Raw genomic sequence first — 17,260 nt, forward strand, 5'->3', positions numbered from 1 at the left:
GGGGCTTCCCGTAATACGCCGGCCGGGTCAACCGCGCTTTCCACGCGGCACTTACGGGGCCTCCGACCCGTATGGCCCAGCCGCGTTTGCCGCGCGGCGCCGGACGGGAAACGGTGTGTCCGACCGACGGAACTTCTGCCCCGGGGACCAGTCATGACGCAAGCGTTCGCATCCGAGTCCGAGGAAATGTCGTCAGAAGAGGCCGCCGCCGCGGCCTCGGCCTGCAGCCGGGAGTTCCGCGCGAACCCGCATCCCGTCTACGCCGCGCTCAGGTCGCAGGCACCGGTGTGCCCGCTGTCGCCCCCGCACGGGGTGGACACGTACCTCATCACCCGGTACGACGACGCCCGCGCCGCCCTGGCCGACCCCCGGCTGAGCAAGGACATGTACGGCGCCATCGACGCCTACCACCGGATCTTCGGCGACTCGTCGATCGCGCTGGACGACAACATGCTGTTCTCGGACCCGCCGAAGCACACCAGGCTCCGCAGGATCGTCGGCTCCACCTTCACGCCCAAGCGGGTGGAGTCGCTGCGGCAGCAGGTCCAGAAGATCACGGACGGCCTGCTCGACCGGTGCCCGGCCTCGGAGCCCGTGAACCTGCTCCCGGAGTTCTGTTTCCCGCTGCCGCTGCACGTGATCTGTGAGCTCCTGGGCGTCCCGGAGAACGAGCGCAAGCAGGCCCAGGAGTGGTCCGCCACCGTCGCTCAGACGGGCTTCGGGCCGGAGGCGCGCAAGGCGCTGGAACTGGCCGAGGGGAACCTGCGCGACTATCTCGTGGACCTGATCGCGCGCAAGCGGAGCGAGCCGGACGGAGCTCTGCTCAGCGCGCTCGTCACGGCACAGGACCAGGACGGCGCGCTCACCGACGGCGAACTCGTCTCCACCGCGTGGGTGCTGCTGTTCGCGGGGCACAAGTCGACCGCGTACCAGATCGGCAACGCCGTCTACCACCTGCTCTGCCGACCGGAGCAGAAGCGTCTGGCCATGCGGGACCCGAAGGCGATGGCCGCGGCCGTCGAGGAGATCTTCCGGTTCGAGACCTCCGTGGAGAACTCGACGTTCCGCTACGCCAAGGAGGACGTCGAGATCCGCGACACCCTCATCCCCAAGGGCGCGCTGGTGCAGATCTCGCTCACGTCGGCCAACCGGGACCCGGAGATGTTCCCCGACCCGGACGACATGGACGTCGAGCGCCCGAACGTCCAGGCGACGCACCTCGCCTTCGGTCTCGGCCCGCACTACTGCATCGGTGCCCCGCTGGCCCGGCTGGAGATGCAGGTCGCCCTCACCACGCTCTTCCAGCGCCACCCCCGCATGGCGCTGGCCGTGGAGCCGGAGGAGGCACGCTGGCTGACCGTGCCGTTCCCCGCCTTCCGCGGGCTGGCCGAGCTGCCCGTCGTCCTCGACCCGTCGTGACGGGAGGGAAGACGGCGCCGGCCCGGGTACGGGTGGTGCGGCTGCTGCGCGTCCTGGAGGGACGGGAAGCGGAGTTCGTGAGGTCCTACCAGGACGTGCTCGAACGTGCCGTGCGCTCTCCCGGGCATCTGCGCGAACAGCTCTGCCGCTCCCTCGACGACCCCGGGCAGTGGCTGCTCACCAGCGAGTGGGAGAGCTTCGAGGCGATCAAGCGGTGGCGCTCCGACCCCGACCACGCCACGCTGGTCGGGCCGATGAACGCCTGTCTGCACGACGACCGGTGGACGGGGGTCTTCGAAATCGTGCCCGAAGGCCCCGGTGCCCGAAAGCCGAGACAGGGCTGACCACCATGTGACCGGCCGGTAAGGTCGGGTTCGTGCCGAAGCCGCTCAGTCTCTCCTTCGATCCGATCGCGCGTGCCGACGAACGCTGGAAGCAGCGCTGGGGAAACGTGCCGTCCATGGCCGCGATCACCTCGATCATGCGCGCCCAGCAGATCCTGCTCGCCGAGGTCGACGCGGTGGTCAAGCCGTACGGGCTGACGTTCGCGCGGTACGAGGCGCTGGTGCTGCTCACCTTCTCCAAGTCCGGTGAGCTGCCGATGTCCAAGATCGGTGAGCGGCTCATGGTGCACCCCACGTCCGTGACGAACACCGTGGACCGGCTGGTGAGGTCGGGGCTCGTCGCCAAGCGGCCCAACCCCAACGACGGGCGCGGCACCCTCGCCAGCATCACCGAGAAGGGGCGCGAGGTGGTCGAGGCGGCCACCCGCGACCTGATGGCGATGGACTTCGGGCTCGGGGCGTACGACGCGGAGGAGTGCGCGGAGATCTTCGCCATGCTCCGGCCCCTGCGGATCGCCGCGGGGGACTTCGAGGAGGGCTGACCCGGGGCAAGATCTGCCGGAACGGGTCGTTACGCTCGACGGCATGAAAAAGAGCGTGCTGACCCGCTACCGCGTGATGGCCTACGTCACCGGCGTGCTGCTGGTCCTGCTGGTCCTGGGCATGATCGGCAAGTATGTGCTCGACCTGAACGGCGCGGCCGACTTCACGCGCGTCGTCAGCATCGCGCACGGCTGGCTGTACGTCGTGTACCTCGTCTTCGCCTTCGACCTGGGCTCCAAGGCGAAGTGGCCGGTCGCCAAGCAGCTGTGGGTGCTGCTCGCCGGGACCATTCCGACGGCGGCGTTCTTCGTGGAGCGGAAGATCAGCCACGAGCTCGAGGCCAAGGTCGCGGCGGACTCGCCCGCGCCCGCCAAGGCGTAACCACACCGCCGTACGGAGCAACGTACGGCGGTCTGCCATCGACATTTACTAGGACGTCCTAGTAAATTCGAAGGTATGGACGCTGACGCCATAGAGGAAGGCCGCCGCCGCTGGCAGGCCCGCTACGACACCGCGCGCAAACGCGACGCCGACTTCACCACGCTCTCCGGCGACCCGGTCGAGCCGGTGTACGGTCCCCGGCCCGGGGACACCTACGAGGGCTTCGAGCGGATCGGCTGGCCGGGGGAGTACCCATTCACCCGCGGCCTGTACGCGACCGGCTACCGAGGGCGCACGTGGACGATCCGGCAGTTCGCCGGGTTCGGCAACGCCGAGCAGACCAACGAGCGCTACAAGATGATCCTCCGCAACGGCGGAGGCGGGCTCTCGGTCGCCTTCGACATGCCGACGCTCATGGGCCGCGACTCCGACGACCCGCGTTCGCTGGGCGAGGTCGGGCACTGCGGTGTCGCCATCGACTCCGCCGCCGACATGGAGGTCCTGTTCAAGGACATCCCGCTCGGTGACGTCACGACGTCGATGACCATCAGCGGCCCCGCCGTCCCCGTCTTCTGCATGTACCTGGTGGCGGCGGAACGGCAGGGCGTCGACCCGTCCGTCCTGAACGGCACGCTCCAGACGGACATCTTCAAGGAGTACATCGCCCAGAAGGAGTGGCTCTTCCAGCCCGAGCCGCACCTGCGGCTGATCGGCGACCTGATGGAGCACTGCGCGGCCGGCATCCCCGCCTACAAGCCGCTCTCCGTCTCCGGCTACCACATCCGCGAGGCCGGGGCGACGGCCGCGCAGGAGCTGGCGTACACGCTGGCCGACGGCTTCGGATACGTGGAGCTGGGCCTGTCACGCGGTCTGGACGTGGACGTGTTCGCCCCCGGCCTGTCCTTCTTCTTCGACGCGCACGTCGACTTCTTCGAGGAGATCGCCAAGTTCCGCGCCGCACGCCGCATCTGGGCCCGCTGGATGCGAGATGTGTACGGGGCGAAGTCCGAGAAGGCGCAGTGGCTGCGGTTCCACACGCAGACCGCCGGCGTCTCGTTGACCGCGCAGCAGCCGTACAACAACGTCGTGCGGACGGCGGTGGAGGCCCTGGCCGCCGTGCTGGGCGGGACGAACTCGCTGCACACGAACGCGTTGGACGAGACGCTGGCCCTGCCCAGCGAGCAGGCGGCGGAGATCGCGCTGCGCACGCAGCAGGTGCTGATGGAGGAGACCGGGGTCGGCAACGTCGCCGACCCGCTGGGCGGCTCCTGGTACGTCGAGCAGCTGACCGACCGGATCGAGGCGGACGCGGAGAAGATCTTCGAGCAGATCAGGGAACGCGGGCTGCGGGCGCACCCCGACGGGCAGCACCCGATCGGGCCGATCACCTCCGGGATCCTGCGGGGCATCGAGGACGGCTGGTTCACCGGCGAGATCGCCGAGTCGGCGTTCCGCTACCAGCAGGCACTGGAGAAGGGCGACAAGAAGGTCGTCGGCGTCAACGCCCACACCGGCTCCGTGACCGGGGACCTGGAGATCCTGCGGGTCAGCCACGAGGTGGAGCGGGAACAGGTGCGGGTGCTCGGCGAGCGGAAGGCCGGCCGGGACGACGCGCGGGTCCGCACCGCGCTCGAGGGCATGCTGGCCGCGGCGCGGTCCGGCGCGAACATGATCGAGCCGATGCTGGACGCCGTGCGGGCGGAGGCGACGCTCGGGGAGATCTGCGGGGTGTTGCGGGACGAGTGGGGGGTGTACACGGAACCCGCCGGGTTCTGACCCAGGGTCTGTCGTTTGGATCACGGCGCAGGGGATCGGCAGCGCGTGCCAGGCCCCGCGTCTGCGGCGTGATCCGAACACCAGCCAGCCGCGTCACCAACCTGTCCGGACAGCACACCTAGCCGCTCAGCCCTTGCAGCAGCACCCTGGTGAAGCTGCGGACCCACTCCTCGTCCGCCGGTTCCGCACTCACCAGGGTGCGGTGCACCACCGCTCCCGCCACCATGTCGAAGATCAGGTCCGCGGTGCGGGACCCCGCCTCCGGGTCCGGTTCGGTAGGGAGTTCGCCTCTTTCCTGGGCTCGGCATCTGCCCTCCAGGACCAGGCGCTTCTGGCGGTCGACGACCGACGCGCGGATCCGTTCGCGCAGGGCGTCGTCACGGGTGGCCTCCGCGACCACGGCCATCAGGCCGCTCTTCGCCTCCGGACGGGCCAGGATCGCCGCGAACTGGAGGACCACGCCTTCGATGTCCGCGGCCAGCGAGCCGCTGTCCGGGAGTTCCAGTTCGTCGAAGAGTTCCGCCACCGCGTCGACGACCAGTTCGTTCTTGCCCGCCCAGCGGCGGTAGAGCGTCGTCTTCGCAACCCCGGCGCGGGTGGCGACGTCTCCCAGGGTGAGCTTGGACCAGCCCAGGTCCACCAGTGCCTGACGCGTCGCGGCCAGGATCGCGGCGTCCGCCGTGGCGCTGCGCGGCCGCCCGGTGCGGCTGACGGGGCTGCGGCTCTGCATGCCCTGACCATAAACCGACGGTTCCCCCGTGCGTCCGTGAGGGAGATCACCGGGGGGTGGTGTTCCCGGAGCACGGTGTGGCGTTACGCTACGTCTCGTAGCGAAAGCGCGTGGGGACGTACACGGGCTTCGCCGACCCGGTGCGGGGTGGGGACCCGGCGCCGACGGGACCGACCAGCCCGGCTTTCACACCGTTTTTCACACGCACGCTCAGTACGGGGGAGGATAGACGCATGCAGCCACGGAACATGTCCATGAGCGGAGTCGTCGACCTCGCCGCGGTGAAGGCGGCCCAGGAGGCCAAGGCGAAGGCGGAGCAGGCGCGGGCCCAGGCCGCCAGGGAGGGCGGGACGGGGGCGATCTCCCCGGCCGACCTCGTCATCGACGTCGACGAGGCGGGGTTCGAGCGGGACGTCCTGCAGCGGTCCGCCGAAGTGCCCGTCGTCATCGACTTCTGGGCCGAGTGGTGTCAGCCCTGCAAGCAGCTGAGCCCGGTCCTGGAGCGGCTGGCCGTCGAGTACAACGGCCGCTTCCTGCTCGCCAAGATCGACGTCGACGCCAACCAGATGCTGATGCAGCAGTTCGGCATCCAAGGGATCCCCGCGGTGTTCGCGGTCGTCGCGGGGCAGGCCCTTCCGCTCTTCCAGGGGGCCGCGGACGAGACGCAGATCCGGCAGACCCTGGACCAGCTGGTGCAGGTCGCCGAGCAGCGCTTCGGCCTGACCGGTCTCACCGTCGACCCCGACGCCGAGCCGGGCGGCGGTGCCCAGGCGGCTCCCGAGCGGTCGGCCGGCCCGTACGACGCGCTCCTCGAGTCCGCCGTCCAGGCGCTGGACTCGGGCGACCTGGGCGGTGCCATCCAGGCGTACAAGAACGTGCTGAGCGAGGACCCGGGCAACGAGGAAGCCAAACTGGGCCTCGCGCAGGCCGAGTTGCTCCAGCGGGTGCAGGGCGTCGACCCGCAGCAGGTGCGCAGGGACGCGGCCGAGAAGCCCGCCGACGTGCAGGCGCAGATCACGGCGGCCGACCTGGACCTGGTGGGCGGGCACGTGGAGGACGCCTTCGGCCGGCTGATCGAGACCGTGCAGCGTACGGTCGGTGACGACCGGGACACCGTTCGCATGCGGCTGCTGGAGCTGTTCGAGGTGGTCGGCCCCGAGGACCCGCGTGTGATCGCGGCCCGCAGGGCCCTGGCGCGCGCCCTGTTCTGACCAGTCGCTAAACACGGGGGCATGTGGTGCCCACGTGAAAAATTGGCCAACAGAGCGTCACCGCGGCCGCGCTTTACCAAATCTTGGTAATCGCGGCCGCTGTTACTGCGAGTAAGTCGCAGGCGTTGATCTGTCGGATTCTGTCCAGTGATCAACAGCTTTGCGCCGCCGGTTCGCAACACCCTGTGTCGCTGCCCGAGACCAACGGGTCGTTGTTCGGTTATCCGGCCGTTACTAGCCAGTAACGAACCCCCTTGTGCCTGCCGCCAGAATGGACCACGATCGGCCACGCTCGGTCCATTCCCGTACCCCGGCAGCCGGTTGGGTCGCGGGACGTCCTGGGTCCCCACCGAGCAGAGCCGGCGGCAGTGGCGCCGGCTCTTGGACAGGGGGGTCTTCGCCCTTCCGGTGAAGCCTGTCCAGCAGGGTTGTGCGTGATGCGTGTCAGGCGCGACCAGTGGTTGTCGCTCGGGGGTGATCGCCGGTGATTCGGGCGCGAGTTGCGCCGCCGAGTGCGGGCGCTCTCCTTCCCGAGGACGTAGCACTTCTCCCATCCCTGCCCGGCTGAGCCGCGACTTGGGGCCAGTCAGGACAGGAGATGTACGTCCGAGAAGGAGGAAATATGGAGTCCCAGGTGCGTGGCGGGACCAGATGGAAGCGGTTCGCTGTGGTGATGGTGCCCACCGTCGCCGCCACGGCTGCGATAGGTGTGGGGCTGGCGCAGGGTGCTCTCGCGGCATCGTTCAGTGTGTCGGGGCAGTCGTTCAAGGTCACGGCCGAGGAGCTGCACGGCAAGGGATTCGCGCAGTACGGGGCGATCGACTCCGGCTACACGATGTCCGGCGAGAAGGCGCTTCACCCGGTAGCGGTTTCGTCGTTCAAGAGCGCGACGATCCAGAAGCTGTGCCAGTCGGTCGTCACCCCGAACATCCCGGTCCTCGGGTCTGTCAGCCTGACGCTGAAGGCGGGTGACAGCAAGGACGAGGAAAAGCAGGTCTCGGCCAAGAACCTGTACATCGATGTCGAGAACCTCGACTCGTCGAAGGCCGTGTTCCACGGCATCGACATCGGTGTGGCCGCCGGCGACACGGGCCCCGACAAGGGCGGCAAGGGTCCCGGCATGAAGGAAGGCAAGGGGCAGGCCAACCCCAACGGCTTCGCCCAGCAGGCTACTGGGGCTGACCTGTACGACGTGAAGCAGACGGCGTGGGCGACCACCGCCGGAACCTTCACGCTTCCCGGTCTGTCGATGAAGCTGCAGCAGGGTAAGCACGAGTGCTACTAGCCACTCGGTGACGGGCGGGTGGGAGCCCATGGAGCCTCCCGCCCGCCCGTACTCCACCCGCGCTTTCAAGCCCCCCACTTCCCCACCGCAGTACCACCCTCACCAGAGCAACGCCGCACCAGGGAGCTGTTTTCCATGAGCGCCGAGACTCCTGCCGCACCCGGCCAGTTCAGCCGCCGGAGGCTGCAGTTCCGCGCCTGGCGGGGTAACCGCCCGTTCTGGGCCGGTCTGTATGTCATGCTCGGTGGCCTTCCGATCATGTACTTCCCGTACGCACAGCTGCAGATCGGCCACCTGACGCTGGCGATGGCCACCACCGCGGGCGCCGGTTCCTTGATCATCGGTGTGCTGCTCGTCGTCCTGGGCGTGAGCCTCTGGTTCCAGCAGCACATCCGGGTCTTCGCAGGCGTCGCGGCGATCCTGCTCGGCCTGGTTTCGCTCCCTGTATCGAACTTCGGCGGCTTCGTCGTCGGCTTCCTTTTGGCTGTGACCGGCGGCGCGCTGGCCTGTTCGTGGGCACCAGGCGCCCCAACGGAGCCGCAGCCCGCGAAGGGAGGCGCCACGGGTGAGGGCGGTACCCCCGGGGCCACGAACACCGACACCACGGTCCTGAGGCCCGTGGACCCGATGGACGACTCGAACGATCTGTCAGGAACGAGCCCGGCCAACGGGGCGAACGGGAGGCACAGTGCCAGCTGACGAGGTGACTCGCGGGGCTGACGCGGAGGCGTCCCGTGTGAGAACCGGGCCGCGCCACGCGGCACCGAAGAAGCCGCTGTTCACCAGGTTCCAGATGCCGGCCGGCAAAGCGATAGCCATGGCGGCGATGCCCACCGCGGTGCTCATGGGCATGGGATTCACCCCGACGCTCGCCCTGGCCGACGACCAGCCGTCGACGTCGAACAGCCTCACGGCCGACGAGTACCAGGCCTGCGTCGAGTCGCTGAAGGATGCCAAGGGCAAGGACGATGCTTCTCCGTCGCCGAGCGGCAGCGAGACCGACGGCGAGAAGGCCGAGGAGACGGTCGAGCCGACGCCCTCGGCGTCCGCAGGCGGTTCGGACGAGGACAAGGATCCAGCGGGTTCGTCAGGTTCGTCGGATTCAGGTTCCGGAGACAAGGGCGACAAGACCGAACCCACGCCGACCCCTTCGGCCTCCTCGGGCACGTCGGACGAGGACGACGCGGCAACTCCCAGCCCGTCGCCGTCCAAGAGCGGCGGCAACGTCCTCGAGGACATCGGCGACGCGATCGGCGGCATCTTCACTGGCGGCAATTCCACCGAGAGCCCGAGCCCCACGCCGTCCGCGTCCGCTTCGCCGTCCGGCGACACGGGCGAGTCCGAGGCCACCGAGAGGCCCTCGGTGTCGGACGACGCGTCCGACACCGTCAGGGAGACCACCGACAAGGTCACCGGTACGGCGAAGGACACCGTGCAGGACTCGACCGACACGGCGTCGAAGGCGGCGGAGGACACGGCCGAGGTCGTCGAAGAGGCGGCCGAGAAGGCGGCTGACAAGGCCACCGCTTCCCCCGGCCCGTCCCAGAGCCCCTCCGTGGACCCCGAGGACTGCCCAGCGGCCACGGATGCCGAGGGCGGAGTCGACAACAAGATTCTCCTGCCCGACGACCCCTGGTACCTGGAGGCCAGCTCCCTGAAACTGCACGGCGCCGACTACCAGGGCGTCGTCGAAGTGAAGACGGCGAGCGGTGCCACCAAGAAGGTTCTGAAGTTCGTCATCTCCGGCGGCACCGAGATCGGCGACCTGCACCAGCTCGTCAAGGACAAGCAGTCCGGCAAGACTCACCACGTCCAGTCGGCCAAGGGGGAGACGTCTGAGATCACCGGCGGCAAGACGGTGATGTACACGGAGAAGATTTCGGGCAACCTGCTCGGACTCGTCCCGCTCACGTTCGATCCCGAGCACCCGCCGCCCCTGAACCTCCCGGAGATCTACTTCACCAACGTGAAGGTTACCCAGGCCGGCCAGTTCGGCGGCACGCTGACCGTGCCGGGGCTGCACCAGTACATCACCGACTGACGCCGCCTCAGAGGCCTCTCCGGGAGCCGCAACACACTGTGCCCCGCCGGGTGTCGACCCGGCGGGGCACAGACGCACGAACGCGACCGAGGGCGCCCCCCGTCACAGGGAACGCCCTCAGTCGCGTATCAAGGTCTCGGCCGGTCAGCCCTTGCCGCCGCCCAGGTGGTGGACGCGCACCATGTTGGTGGTGCCGGGCACGCCGGGGGGCGAGCCGGCGGTGATGATCACGATGTCGCCGGCGTTGAAGCGGTTGAGCTTGACCAGCTCCTGCTCCACCAGGTCGACCATCTCGTCGGTGCTGTTCACGAACGGCACCACGTGCGGCTCCACGCCCCAGCTGAGCGCCATCTGGTTGCGGGTGCCCTCGTCGGTGGTGAAGGCGATGATCGGCTGCTGGGCGCGGTAGCGGGACAGGCGGCGGGCGGTGTCGCCGGACTGGGTGAAGGCCACCAGGCCGCGGCCGCCGAGGAAGTCGGCGATCTCGCAGGCGGCGCGGGCGACCGAACCGCCCTGGGTGCGCGGCTTCTTGCCGGGGACGAGCGGCTGCAGGCCCTTGGACAGCAGCTCCTGCTCGGCCGCGGTGACGATCTTCGACATCGTCTTGACGGTCTCGATCGGGTAGGCGCCCACGGACGATTCGGCGCTCAGCATGACCGCGTCCGCGCCGTCCAGGATCGCGTTGGCCACGTCGGATGCCTCGGCGCGGGTCGGACGGGAGTTGGTGATCATCGACTCCATCATCTGGGTCGCCACGATCACCGGCTTGGCGTTGCGGCGGCACAGTTCGATGAGGCGCTTCTGCACCATCGGGACCTTCTCGAGCGGGTACTCGACGGCCAGGTCACCGCGGGCGACCATCACGCCGTCGAACGCCATTACGACGTCCTCCATGTTCTGCACCGCCTGCGGCTTCTCCACCTTGGCGATGACGGGGACGCGGCGGCCCTCCTCGTCCATGACGCGGTGCACGTCGTGGACGTCCTTGGCGTCGCGGACGAAGGACAGCGCGACGAGGTCGCAGCCCATACGGAGGGCGAAGCGGAGGTCTTCGATGTCCTTCTCGGACAGGGCCGGCACGTTGACGGCCGCGCCGGGCAGGTTGATGCCCTTGTGGTCCGAGATGACGCCGCCCTCGATGACGATCGTCTTCACCCGCGGTCCGTGGACCTCGGTGACCTTCAGCTCGACGTTGCCGTCGTTGATGAGGATCTGGTCGCCGTGGGAGACGTCGCCCGGCAGGCCCTTGTAGGTCGTTCCGCAGATCGTCTTGTCGCCCGGGACGTCCTCGGTGGTGATGGTGAACTCGTCACCGCGCACCAGCTCCACGGGACCCTCGGCGAAGGTCTCCAGACGGATCTTCGGGCCCTGCAGGTCGGCGAGGACACCGATGGCCCGGCCGGTCTCCTTGGCGGCGGCCCGGACCCGGTCGTACCGGCCCTGGTGCTCGGCGTGCGAGCCGTGGCTGAAGTTGAAGCGGGCCACGTTCATGCCGGCTTCGATCAGCGCGACAAGCTGCTCGTGGGAGTCGACCGCGGGGCCGAGAGTACAGACGATTTTCGAACGGCGCATGGGGCGATCCTATCGGTTTGTTTCGCAACGGAATATTCCGTCTGGCGGAAAATACAAAAGGGCGGGATGCCGCTCAGGTGTGATTCCCCGAACCATTTACCAGCGCGTAGGTCTGCGTCGCGATCTCCAATTCCTCGTCAGTAGGTACCACCGCCACCGCGACCCGGGCGCCCTCCGGCGAGATCAGCCTCGCCTCGTCGCCGCGCACCGCGTTCCGCTCGCCGTCCACCGCCAGGCCCAGCTCCTCCAGGCCCGCCAGGGCGGCCTCCCGTACGGGCGCCGCGTTCTCGCCGACACCGGCGGTGAAGGCGACCGCGTCCACCCGCCCGAGTACGGCGTAATAGGCGCCGATGTACTTCTTCAGGCGGTGAATGTAGATGTCGAACGCCAGCTCCGCCTGCTCGTCGCCCTCGTCGACGCGACGGCGGATCTCCCGCATGTCGTTGTCGCCGCACAGACCGATCAGACCGCTCTTCTTGTTGAGAAGAGTGTCGATCTCGTCGGCGGACATTCCACCAACACGCATCAAATGGAAGATGACGGCCGGGTCCATGTCTCCGGAGCGCGTACCCATCACGAGCCCCTCCAAAGGCGTCAGCCCCATGGAAGTGTCCACGCAACGGCCGCCCCGCACGGCCGAGGCGGACGCCCCGTTGCCCAGGTGCAGCACGATCACGTTGACGTCCTCCGGCGCCTTGCCGAGCAGCTCGGCGGTGGCCCGGGAGACGTAGGCGTGCGAGGTGCCGTGGAAGCCGTAGCGGCGGACGCGGTGCTCGTCGGCCGTCTTGACGTCGATCGCGTAGCGGGCGGCCGACTCCGGCATCGTCGTGTGGAACGCGGTGTCGAAGACGGCGACCTGCGGCAGGTCCGGGCGCAGCGCCTGGGCCGTGCGGATGCCGGTGAGGTTGGCCGGGTTGTGCAGCGGGGCCACCGGGATGAGCCGCTCGATCTCGGCCAGGACGGTGTCGTCGATCACGGTCGGCTCGGTGAAGGACTTGCCGCCGTGCACCACGCGGTGCCCGATCGCGGCCAGTTCGGGCGAGTCCAGGCCCAGTCCGTCCTTGGCGAGTTCCTCGGCGACGGCCTTCAGGGCGGCGTCGTGGTCGGCGATGGCGCCGCCGCGCTCCCGGCTCTCGCCGCCGGCCGGGGTGTGCTTGAGGCGGGAGGTCTGTTCGCCGATGCGTTCGACCAGGCCCACCGCCAGCCGGCTGTTGTCGCGCATGTCGAGCAGCTGGTACTTCACCGACGACGAGCCGGAGTTCAGGACGAGGACACGGGACGGGCTCACTGGGCGGCTGCCTTCTCGCTCGGGGACGGGGCGGGGGACTGGGCCTGGATCGCCGTGATGGCGACGGTGTTGACGATGTCCTGGACGAGGGCGCCCCGGGACAGGTCGTTGACCGGCTTGCGCAGGCCCTGCAGCACCGGGCCGACAGCGATCGCGCCGGCCGAACGCTGCACGGCCTTGTAGGTGTTGTTGCCGGTGTTCAGGTCGGGGAAGATCAGCACCGTCGCCTGCCCCGCGACCTCGGAGCCGGGCAGCTTGGTCGCCGCGACCGACGGCTCCACGGCGGCGTCGTACTGGATCGGGCCCTCGATCTTCAGGTCGGGGCGGCGGGACCGGACCAGCTCGGTGGCCTCGCGGACCTTGTCGACGTCGGCGCCGGAGCCGGAGGTGCCGGTCGAGTACGACAGCATCGCGATGCGCGGCTCCACACCGAACTGTGCGGCCGTCGTCGCCGACTGGATGGCGATGTCGGCGAGCTGCTCGGCGTTCGGGTCGGGGTTGACCGCGCAGTCGCCGTAGACGAGGACCTTGTCGGCCAGGCACATGAAGAACACCGACGAGACGATGTCCGCGTCCGGCTTGGTCTTGATGATCTCGAAGGCCGGGCGGATGGTCGCGGCCGTGGAGTGCACCGAGCCCGACACCATGCCGTCGGCCAGGCCCTCCTGCACCATCAGCGTGCCGAAGTAGTTCACGTCGGAGACGACGTCGTAGGCCAGCTCCACGGTGACGCCGCGGTGGGCGCGCAGCGTCGCGTACTTCTCGGCGAAGACGTCGCGCAGGTCGGAGTCGGTCGGGTCGATCAGCTGGGACTCGCCGAGGTCGACGCCGAGGTCGGCGGCCTTCTTGCGGATCTGGTCGACCGGGCCGAGCAGGGTCAGCTCGCACACGCCGCGGCGCAGCAGCACCTCGGCGGCGTGCAGCACACGCTCCTCGGTGCCCTCGGGCAGGACGACCCGGCGCAGGTCGCTGCGGGCCTGCTCCAGCAGCTTGTGCTCGAACATCATCGGTGTGACGCGGTCGCTGCTGGGCGCGGAGACCCGGCGGGCCAGGTCGGCGGTGTCGGCGTACCGCTCGAACAGGCCGAGGGCCCGCTCCGCCTTGCGGGGGGTGGCCGCGTTCAGCTTGCCCTCCAGGGAGAACAGCTGCTCGGCGGTGGGGAAGCTGGTGCCGGCCACCGACAGCACCGGGGTGCCGGGGGCGAGGCGGTCGGCGAGGGTGAGGATGTCGTCGCCGGGTACCTCGTCGAGGGTGAGCAGCACGCCCGCGATCGGCGGGGTGCCGGCGCTGTGCGCGGCGAGCGCGCCGACCACCAGGTCCGCGCGGTCGCCCGGGGTGACGACGAGGCAGCCCGGGGTCAGGGCGTTCAGGAAGTTCGGCAGCATCGCGCCGCCGAAGACGAAACCGAGCACGTCCCGGGCGAGCCCCGAGTCGTCGCCGAGCACCACCTTGCCGCCCAGGGCGTGGCTGATCTGCGAGACGGTGGGGGCGGAGAGGGCCGGCTCGTCGGGCAGGACGTAACAGGGCACGGGGAGCCTGGAGTCCAGCTGGCCGGCGATCTCGTCGCGGTCCTCGCGGGCGACCCGGTTGGTGACCATGGCCAGGACGTCGCAGCCGAGGGTGTCGTAGGCGCGGTAGGCGTTGCGCGTCTCGGCGAGCACGGACTCCACGGTCTGCTTGCGGCCGCCCACCACCGGGATCACGGACGCGCCGAACTCGTTCGCCAGCCGGGCGTTGAGCGACAGCTCGTCCGGGAGCTGGGTGTCGGCGTAGTCGGTGCCCAGGACCAGGACGACGTCGTAGTCGCGGGCGACCAGGTGGAAGCGGTCGACGAGCGTGGACACCAGCTCGTCCGTGCCGGCCTCGGCCTGGAGCGCGGACGCCTCGTGGTAGTCCATGCCGTAGACGGTCGCCGGGTCCTGGGTGAGCCGGTAGCGGGAGCGCAGCAGCTCGAAGAGGCGGTCGGGCCCGTCGTGGACCAGGGGGCGGAAGACGCCCACCCGGTCGACCTGTCGGGTGAGGAGCTCCATGACCCCCAGTTCGACGACCTGGCGTCCGTCGCCGCGGTCGATGCCGGTCACGTACACGCTGCGGGTCACGCGGGCTCTCCGTTTCGTCTCAGTGGTACGTCGAGAATTGCAAAAAATCGCCCATCGAGGTGAGCGGAACGCCTTGACAATACCTCCGTCGATGGATAAGGCGCCCGTCAGAGTGGGTACCTGACCGGGCCGCGGAGCGTGAAACAATCGGCAGAAGCTCACCGGTGTCCACAGCGAGCAGGAGACACAGCACGATGCGTATCGGAGTTCTCACCGCAGGCGGCGACTGCCCCGGCCTGAACGCCGTAATCCGGTCGGTCGTGCACCGGGCGGTCGACAACTACGGGGACGAGGTCATCGGCTTCGAAGACGGTTACGCGGGCCTGCTGGACGGCCGCTACCGCAGCCTCGACCTCAACGCGGTCAGCGGCATCCTCGCCCGCGGCGGCACCATCCTCGGGTCGTCCCGGCTGGAGCGCGACCGTCTCCGTGAGGCCTGCGCCAACGCCTCCGACATGATCCACGAGTTCGGTATCGACGCGCTGATCCCGATCGGCGGCGAGGGCACGCTGACGGCGGCCCGCATGCTGTCCGACGCGGGCCTGCCGGTCGTGGGCGTCCCGAAGACGATCGACAACGACATCTCGTCCACGGACCGCACCTTCGGGTTCGACACGGCGGTGGGGGTCGCCACCGAGGCGATGGACCGCCTGAAGACCACGGCCGAGTCCCACCAGCGGGTGATGGTGGTCGAGGTCATGGGACGCCACGCGGGGTGGATCGCGCTGGAGTCGGGGATGGCGGCCGGTGCGCACGGCATCTGTCTGCCGGAGCGTCCGTTCGACCCCGCCGATCTCGCGACGATGGTCGAGGAGCGCTTCGCCCGCGGCAAGAAGTTCGCGGTCGTCTGTGTCGCCGAGGGCGCGCACCCCGCCGAGGGCTCCATGGACTACGGCAAGGGCGAGATCGACCAGTTCGGCCACGAGCGCTTCCTCGGTATCGGCACCGCACTCGCCCACGAGCTGGAGCGGCGCCTCGGCAAGGAGGCCAAGCCGGTCATTCTCGGCCACGTCCAGCGCGGCGGTACGCCGACCGCGTACGACAGGGTGCTCGCCACGCGCTTCGGATGGCACGCGGTGGAGGCCGCGCACCAGGGGCAGTTCGGCAAGATGACCGCGCTGCGCGGGACGGAGATCGTGATGGTGCCGCTCGCGGAGGCGGTCACCGAGCTGAAGACGGTGCCGAAGGACCGGATGGACGAGGCCGAGTCGGTGTTCTAGGCCGGGCTCTGCTGGATCTAGGCGGGTCTCTCCTTCACTCTCGTCCAGAAGTGGTCGACGATCCGGTCGAGGAAGTCGCGGGCCGTGTCGCCGGCGTCCGAGCTGCCGCCGCCCCGGCTCAGGGTGGCCGCCATGTGCCCCTGGTAGTCCCGGTGCAGGGCGTGGAGGGCGTTCTCCAGGAATCGCCGCTCCAGGGGCACGACCTTCGAAAGCGGGCGTACGTAGGCCTGCCAGCGGGTCGTGACGGCGCTGCGCAGCAGGTCGCCGAGTCTGGCGTCGCGGCCGGTGACGGTGACGAAGTCGGGCAGCCGGAGGCCGAGCAGGTCGGCGAGCGCGGCGGACTGGCGGTCGGTGCCGCGCCAGGTGTCGGTCTCCTCCATGCGCAGATAGGCGTGGACTTCGTGCCCGACGACACGGGCCACGTCCTCGGGGGCGAGGCCGCGGGCGATGCGGTGCTCGCGCAGGGTGCGGGGTCTGCCGATGAGTTCGCCGGGCGAGCACCACAGGACGCCCGCGAGGGCGGTGAGTTCGGAGCCGGCCGGGGCCGCGGCACCGCGTTCCCAGGCGATGACGTCGTCCGGCGTGATGCGGGGGTGCCCGTACGAGACGCGCATGTCGTGGGCGACGTGTTCCGGAGTCATGCCCAGGGCCGCGCGCAGGCGGCGTGCCGCGCGGGCGTTGAAGGGCGGGGGTGTGGGTGTAGGGGGTGGCTCGCTCGGACGGTGTGAAGGTCGGCGCACGCGCCACAAGCTAGGGGCGGGGGACCGCGGCGACTACGGACTGTTCGGCCAGGAACACGGATTGTAGGAAGCTACGGCTACCGGTGGGTTCGATCGGGGCCGAAGATCGTCTTGTCCGCCGGGGCGGGACGGGGGTGAGGATGGCGCCGGGCCGGCGAACGCGGGCCCGGAAAGGCGGTGGGAAACGTGAACGGCAAGCTCAACGGGCATATTCGCGAACGTCTGCTGGCGACGAACTTCTGGCACCTCGCGACGGTGGGTGCGGACGGAGCGCCTCAGGTGTCGCCCATGTGGGCGGACATCGAAGGGGAGTACGTCATGGTCAACACCTCGATCGGGCGGGTGAAGGAGGAAAACCTGCGGCGCAATCCATACGTTTCGCTGTCCCACCACGACCCGGAGAACCCGTACGACCGGGCCGAGATCCGGGGGAAGGTCGTCCGGTTCGTGGAGGGTGAGGAGGCCGAGCGGGCGATGGACCGGCTCGCGCGCAAGTACCTCGGAGAGGACCGGTACCCGTGGCTGCTGCCCGGGGAGCGCCGGGTGATGCTGCTGATCGAGCCGACGCGGGTGCGGATGCTGCGGGGTGTGGAGCCGTTCCGGGCGGGGGT

Annotated in this window: 16 protein-coding genes; 11 read left to right on the plus strand and 5 right to left on the minus strand. The window is 69.4% G+C overall.

Features of this window, described 5'->3' with window-relative positions; translation table 11 throughout:
* The first annotated feature begins 153 nt into the window (after positions 1–153).
* From IE97_RS0136615 to IE97_RS0136635, 5 genes are all read left to right on the plus strand, one after another.
* Complete coding sequence (locus IE97_RS0136615) at positions 154–1,419, plus strand: cytochrome P450 family protein (RefSeq protein WP_030251345.1); 1,266 nt, start codon at positions 154–156, stop codon at positions 1,417–1,419.
* Positions 1,416–1,763 (plus strand): antibiotic biosynthesis monooxygenase family protein, encoded by a 348-nt coding sequence (locus IE97_RS0136620; RefSeq protein WP_030251348.1) that lies wholly within the window; start codon positions 1,416–1,418, stop codon positions 1,761–1,763. Before IE97_RS0136615 ends, IE97_RS0136620 begins: the two co-directional genes overlap by 4 nt.
* Before the next feature lie 32 nt (positions 1,764–1,795).
* Positions 1,796–2,305, plus strand: coding sequence for a MarR family winged helix-turn-helix transcriptional regulator (locus IE97_RS0136625; protein WP_030251353.1), 510 nt, complete (start codon positions 1,796–1,798; stop codon positions 2,303–2,305).
* A gap of 43 nt (positions 2,306–2,348) precedes the next feature.
* Positions 2,349–2,687: a DUF3817 domain-containing protein gene (locus IE97_RS0136630; RefSeq protein ID WP_030251356.1), complete on the plus strand. Its 339-nt coding sequence runs from the start codon at positions 2,349–2,351 to the stop codon at positions 2,685–2,687.
* 75 nt (positions 2,688–2,762) lie between these two features.
* Positions 2,763–4,463, plus strand: a complete 1,701-nt coding sequence (locus tag IE97_RS0136635; RefSeq protein ID WP_030251359.1) for an acyl-CoA mutase large subunit family protein — start codon at positions 2,763–2,765, stop codon at positions 4,461–4,463.
* Positions 4,464–4,581: 118 nt separating this feature from the next.
* On the opposite strand, the gene IE97_RS0136640 is transcribed toward IE97_RS0136635, so the two are convergent.
* Positions 4,582–5,193, minus strand: a complete 612-nt coding sequence (locus IE97_RS0136640) for a TetR/AcrR family transcriptional regulator (protein WP_030251363.1) — start codon at positions 5,191–5,193, stop codon at positions 4,582–4,584.
* A gap of 233 nt (positions 5,194–5,426) precedes the next feature.
* Here IE97_RS0136640 and IE97_RS0136645 point away from each other — a divergent pair, with 233 nt between their 5' ends.
* From IE97_RS0136645 to IE97_RS0136660, 4 genes are all read left to right on the plus strand, one after another.
* On the plus strand, positions 5,427–6,404 hold the full coding sequence (locus IE97_RS0136645) for a tetratricopeptide repeat protein (protein ID WP_030251366.1): 978 nt from the start codon (positions 5,427–5,429) through the stop codon (positions 6,402–6,404).
* Between the two features lie 622 nt (positions 6,405–7,026).
* On the plus strand, positions 7,027–7,689 hold the full coding sequence (locus IE97_RS0136650) for a DUF6230 family protein (RefSeq protein WP_030251369.1): 663 nt from the start codon (positions 7,027–7,029) through the stop codon (positions 7,687–7,689).
* A gap of 135 nt (positions 7,690–7,824) precedes the next feature.
* Positions 7,825–8,388, plus strand: a complete 564-nt coding sequence (locus tag IE97_RS0136655; RefSeq protein ID WP_030251373.1) for a DUF6114 domain-containing protein — start codon at positions 7,825–7,827, stop codon at positions 8,386–8,388.
* Complete coding sequence (locus tag IE97_RS0136660) at positions 8,378–9,730, plus strand: hypothetical protein (RefSeq protein ID WP_030251377.1); 1,353 nt, start codon at positions 8,378–8,380, stop codon at positions 9,728–9,730. Before IE97_RS0136655 ends, IE97_RS0136660 begins: the two co-directional genes overlap by 11 nt.
* Positions 9,731–9,874: 144 nt before the next feature.
* Here the strand turns inward: IE97_RS0136660 and pyk are convergent, their stop codons facing one another.
* From pyk to pta, 3 genes are all read right to left on the minus strand, one after another.
* Complete coding sequence (gene pyk, locus IE97_RS0136665) at positions 9,875–11,302, minus strand: pyruvate kinase (RefSeq protein WP_030251379.1); 1,428 nt, start codon at positions 11,300–11,302, stop codon at positions 9,875–9,877.
* A gap of 73 nt (positions 11,303–11,375) precedes the next feature.
* Positions 11,376–12,590, minus strand: a complete 1,215-nt coding sequence (locus IE97_RS0136670; protein ID WP_030251382.1) for an acetate kinase — start codon at positions 12,588–12,590, stop codon at positions 11,376–11,378.
* On the minus strand, positions 12,587–14,689 hold the full coding sequence (gene pta / locus IE97_RS0136675; RefSeq protein ID WP_030251385.1) for a phosphate acetyltransferase: 2,103 nt from the start codon (positions 14,687–14,689) through the stop codon (positions 12,587–12,589). Before pta ends, IE97_RS0136670 begins: the two co-directional genes overlap by 4 nt.
* A gap of 194 nt (positions 14,690–14,883) precedes the next feature.
* Here pta and IE97_RS0136680 point away from each other — a divergent pair, with 194 nt between their 5' ends.
* On the plus strand, positions 14,884–15,909 hold the full coding sequence (locus IE97_RS0136680; protein ID WP_030251387.1) for an ATP-dependent 6-phosphofructokinase: 1,026 nt from the start codon (positions 14,884–14,886) through the stop codon (positions 15,907–15,909).
* 17 nt (positions 15,910–15,926) lie between these two features.
* Here the strand turns inward: IE97_RS0136680 and IE97_RS0136685 are convergent, their stop codons facing one another.
* On the minus strand, positions 15,927–16,649 hold the full coding sequence (locus tag IE97_RS0136685; protein ID WP_199807091.1) for a helix-turn-helix domain-containing protein: 723 nt from the start codon (positions 16,647–16,649) through the stop codon (positions 15,927–15,929).
* A gap of 177 nt (positions 16,650–16,826) precedes the next feature.
* On the opposite strand from IE97_RS0136685, the gene IE97_RS0136690 reads away from it, so the two are divergent.
* Positions 16,827–17,260, plus strand: a 434-nt coding sequence (locus IE97_RS0136690) for a PPOX class F420-dependent oxidoreductase (protein ID WP_199809856.1), incomplete at its 3' end; no start/stop codon positions are given.

It is taken from the genome of Streptomyces sp. NRRL S-455 (genome assembly GCF_000717875.1).
In the GTDB taxonomy this organism is placed as follows: domain Bacteria; phylum Actinomycetota; class Actinomycetes; order Streptomycetales; family Streptomycetaceae; genus Streptomyces.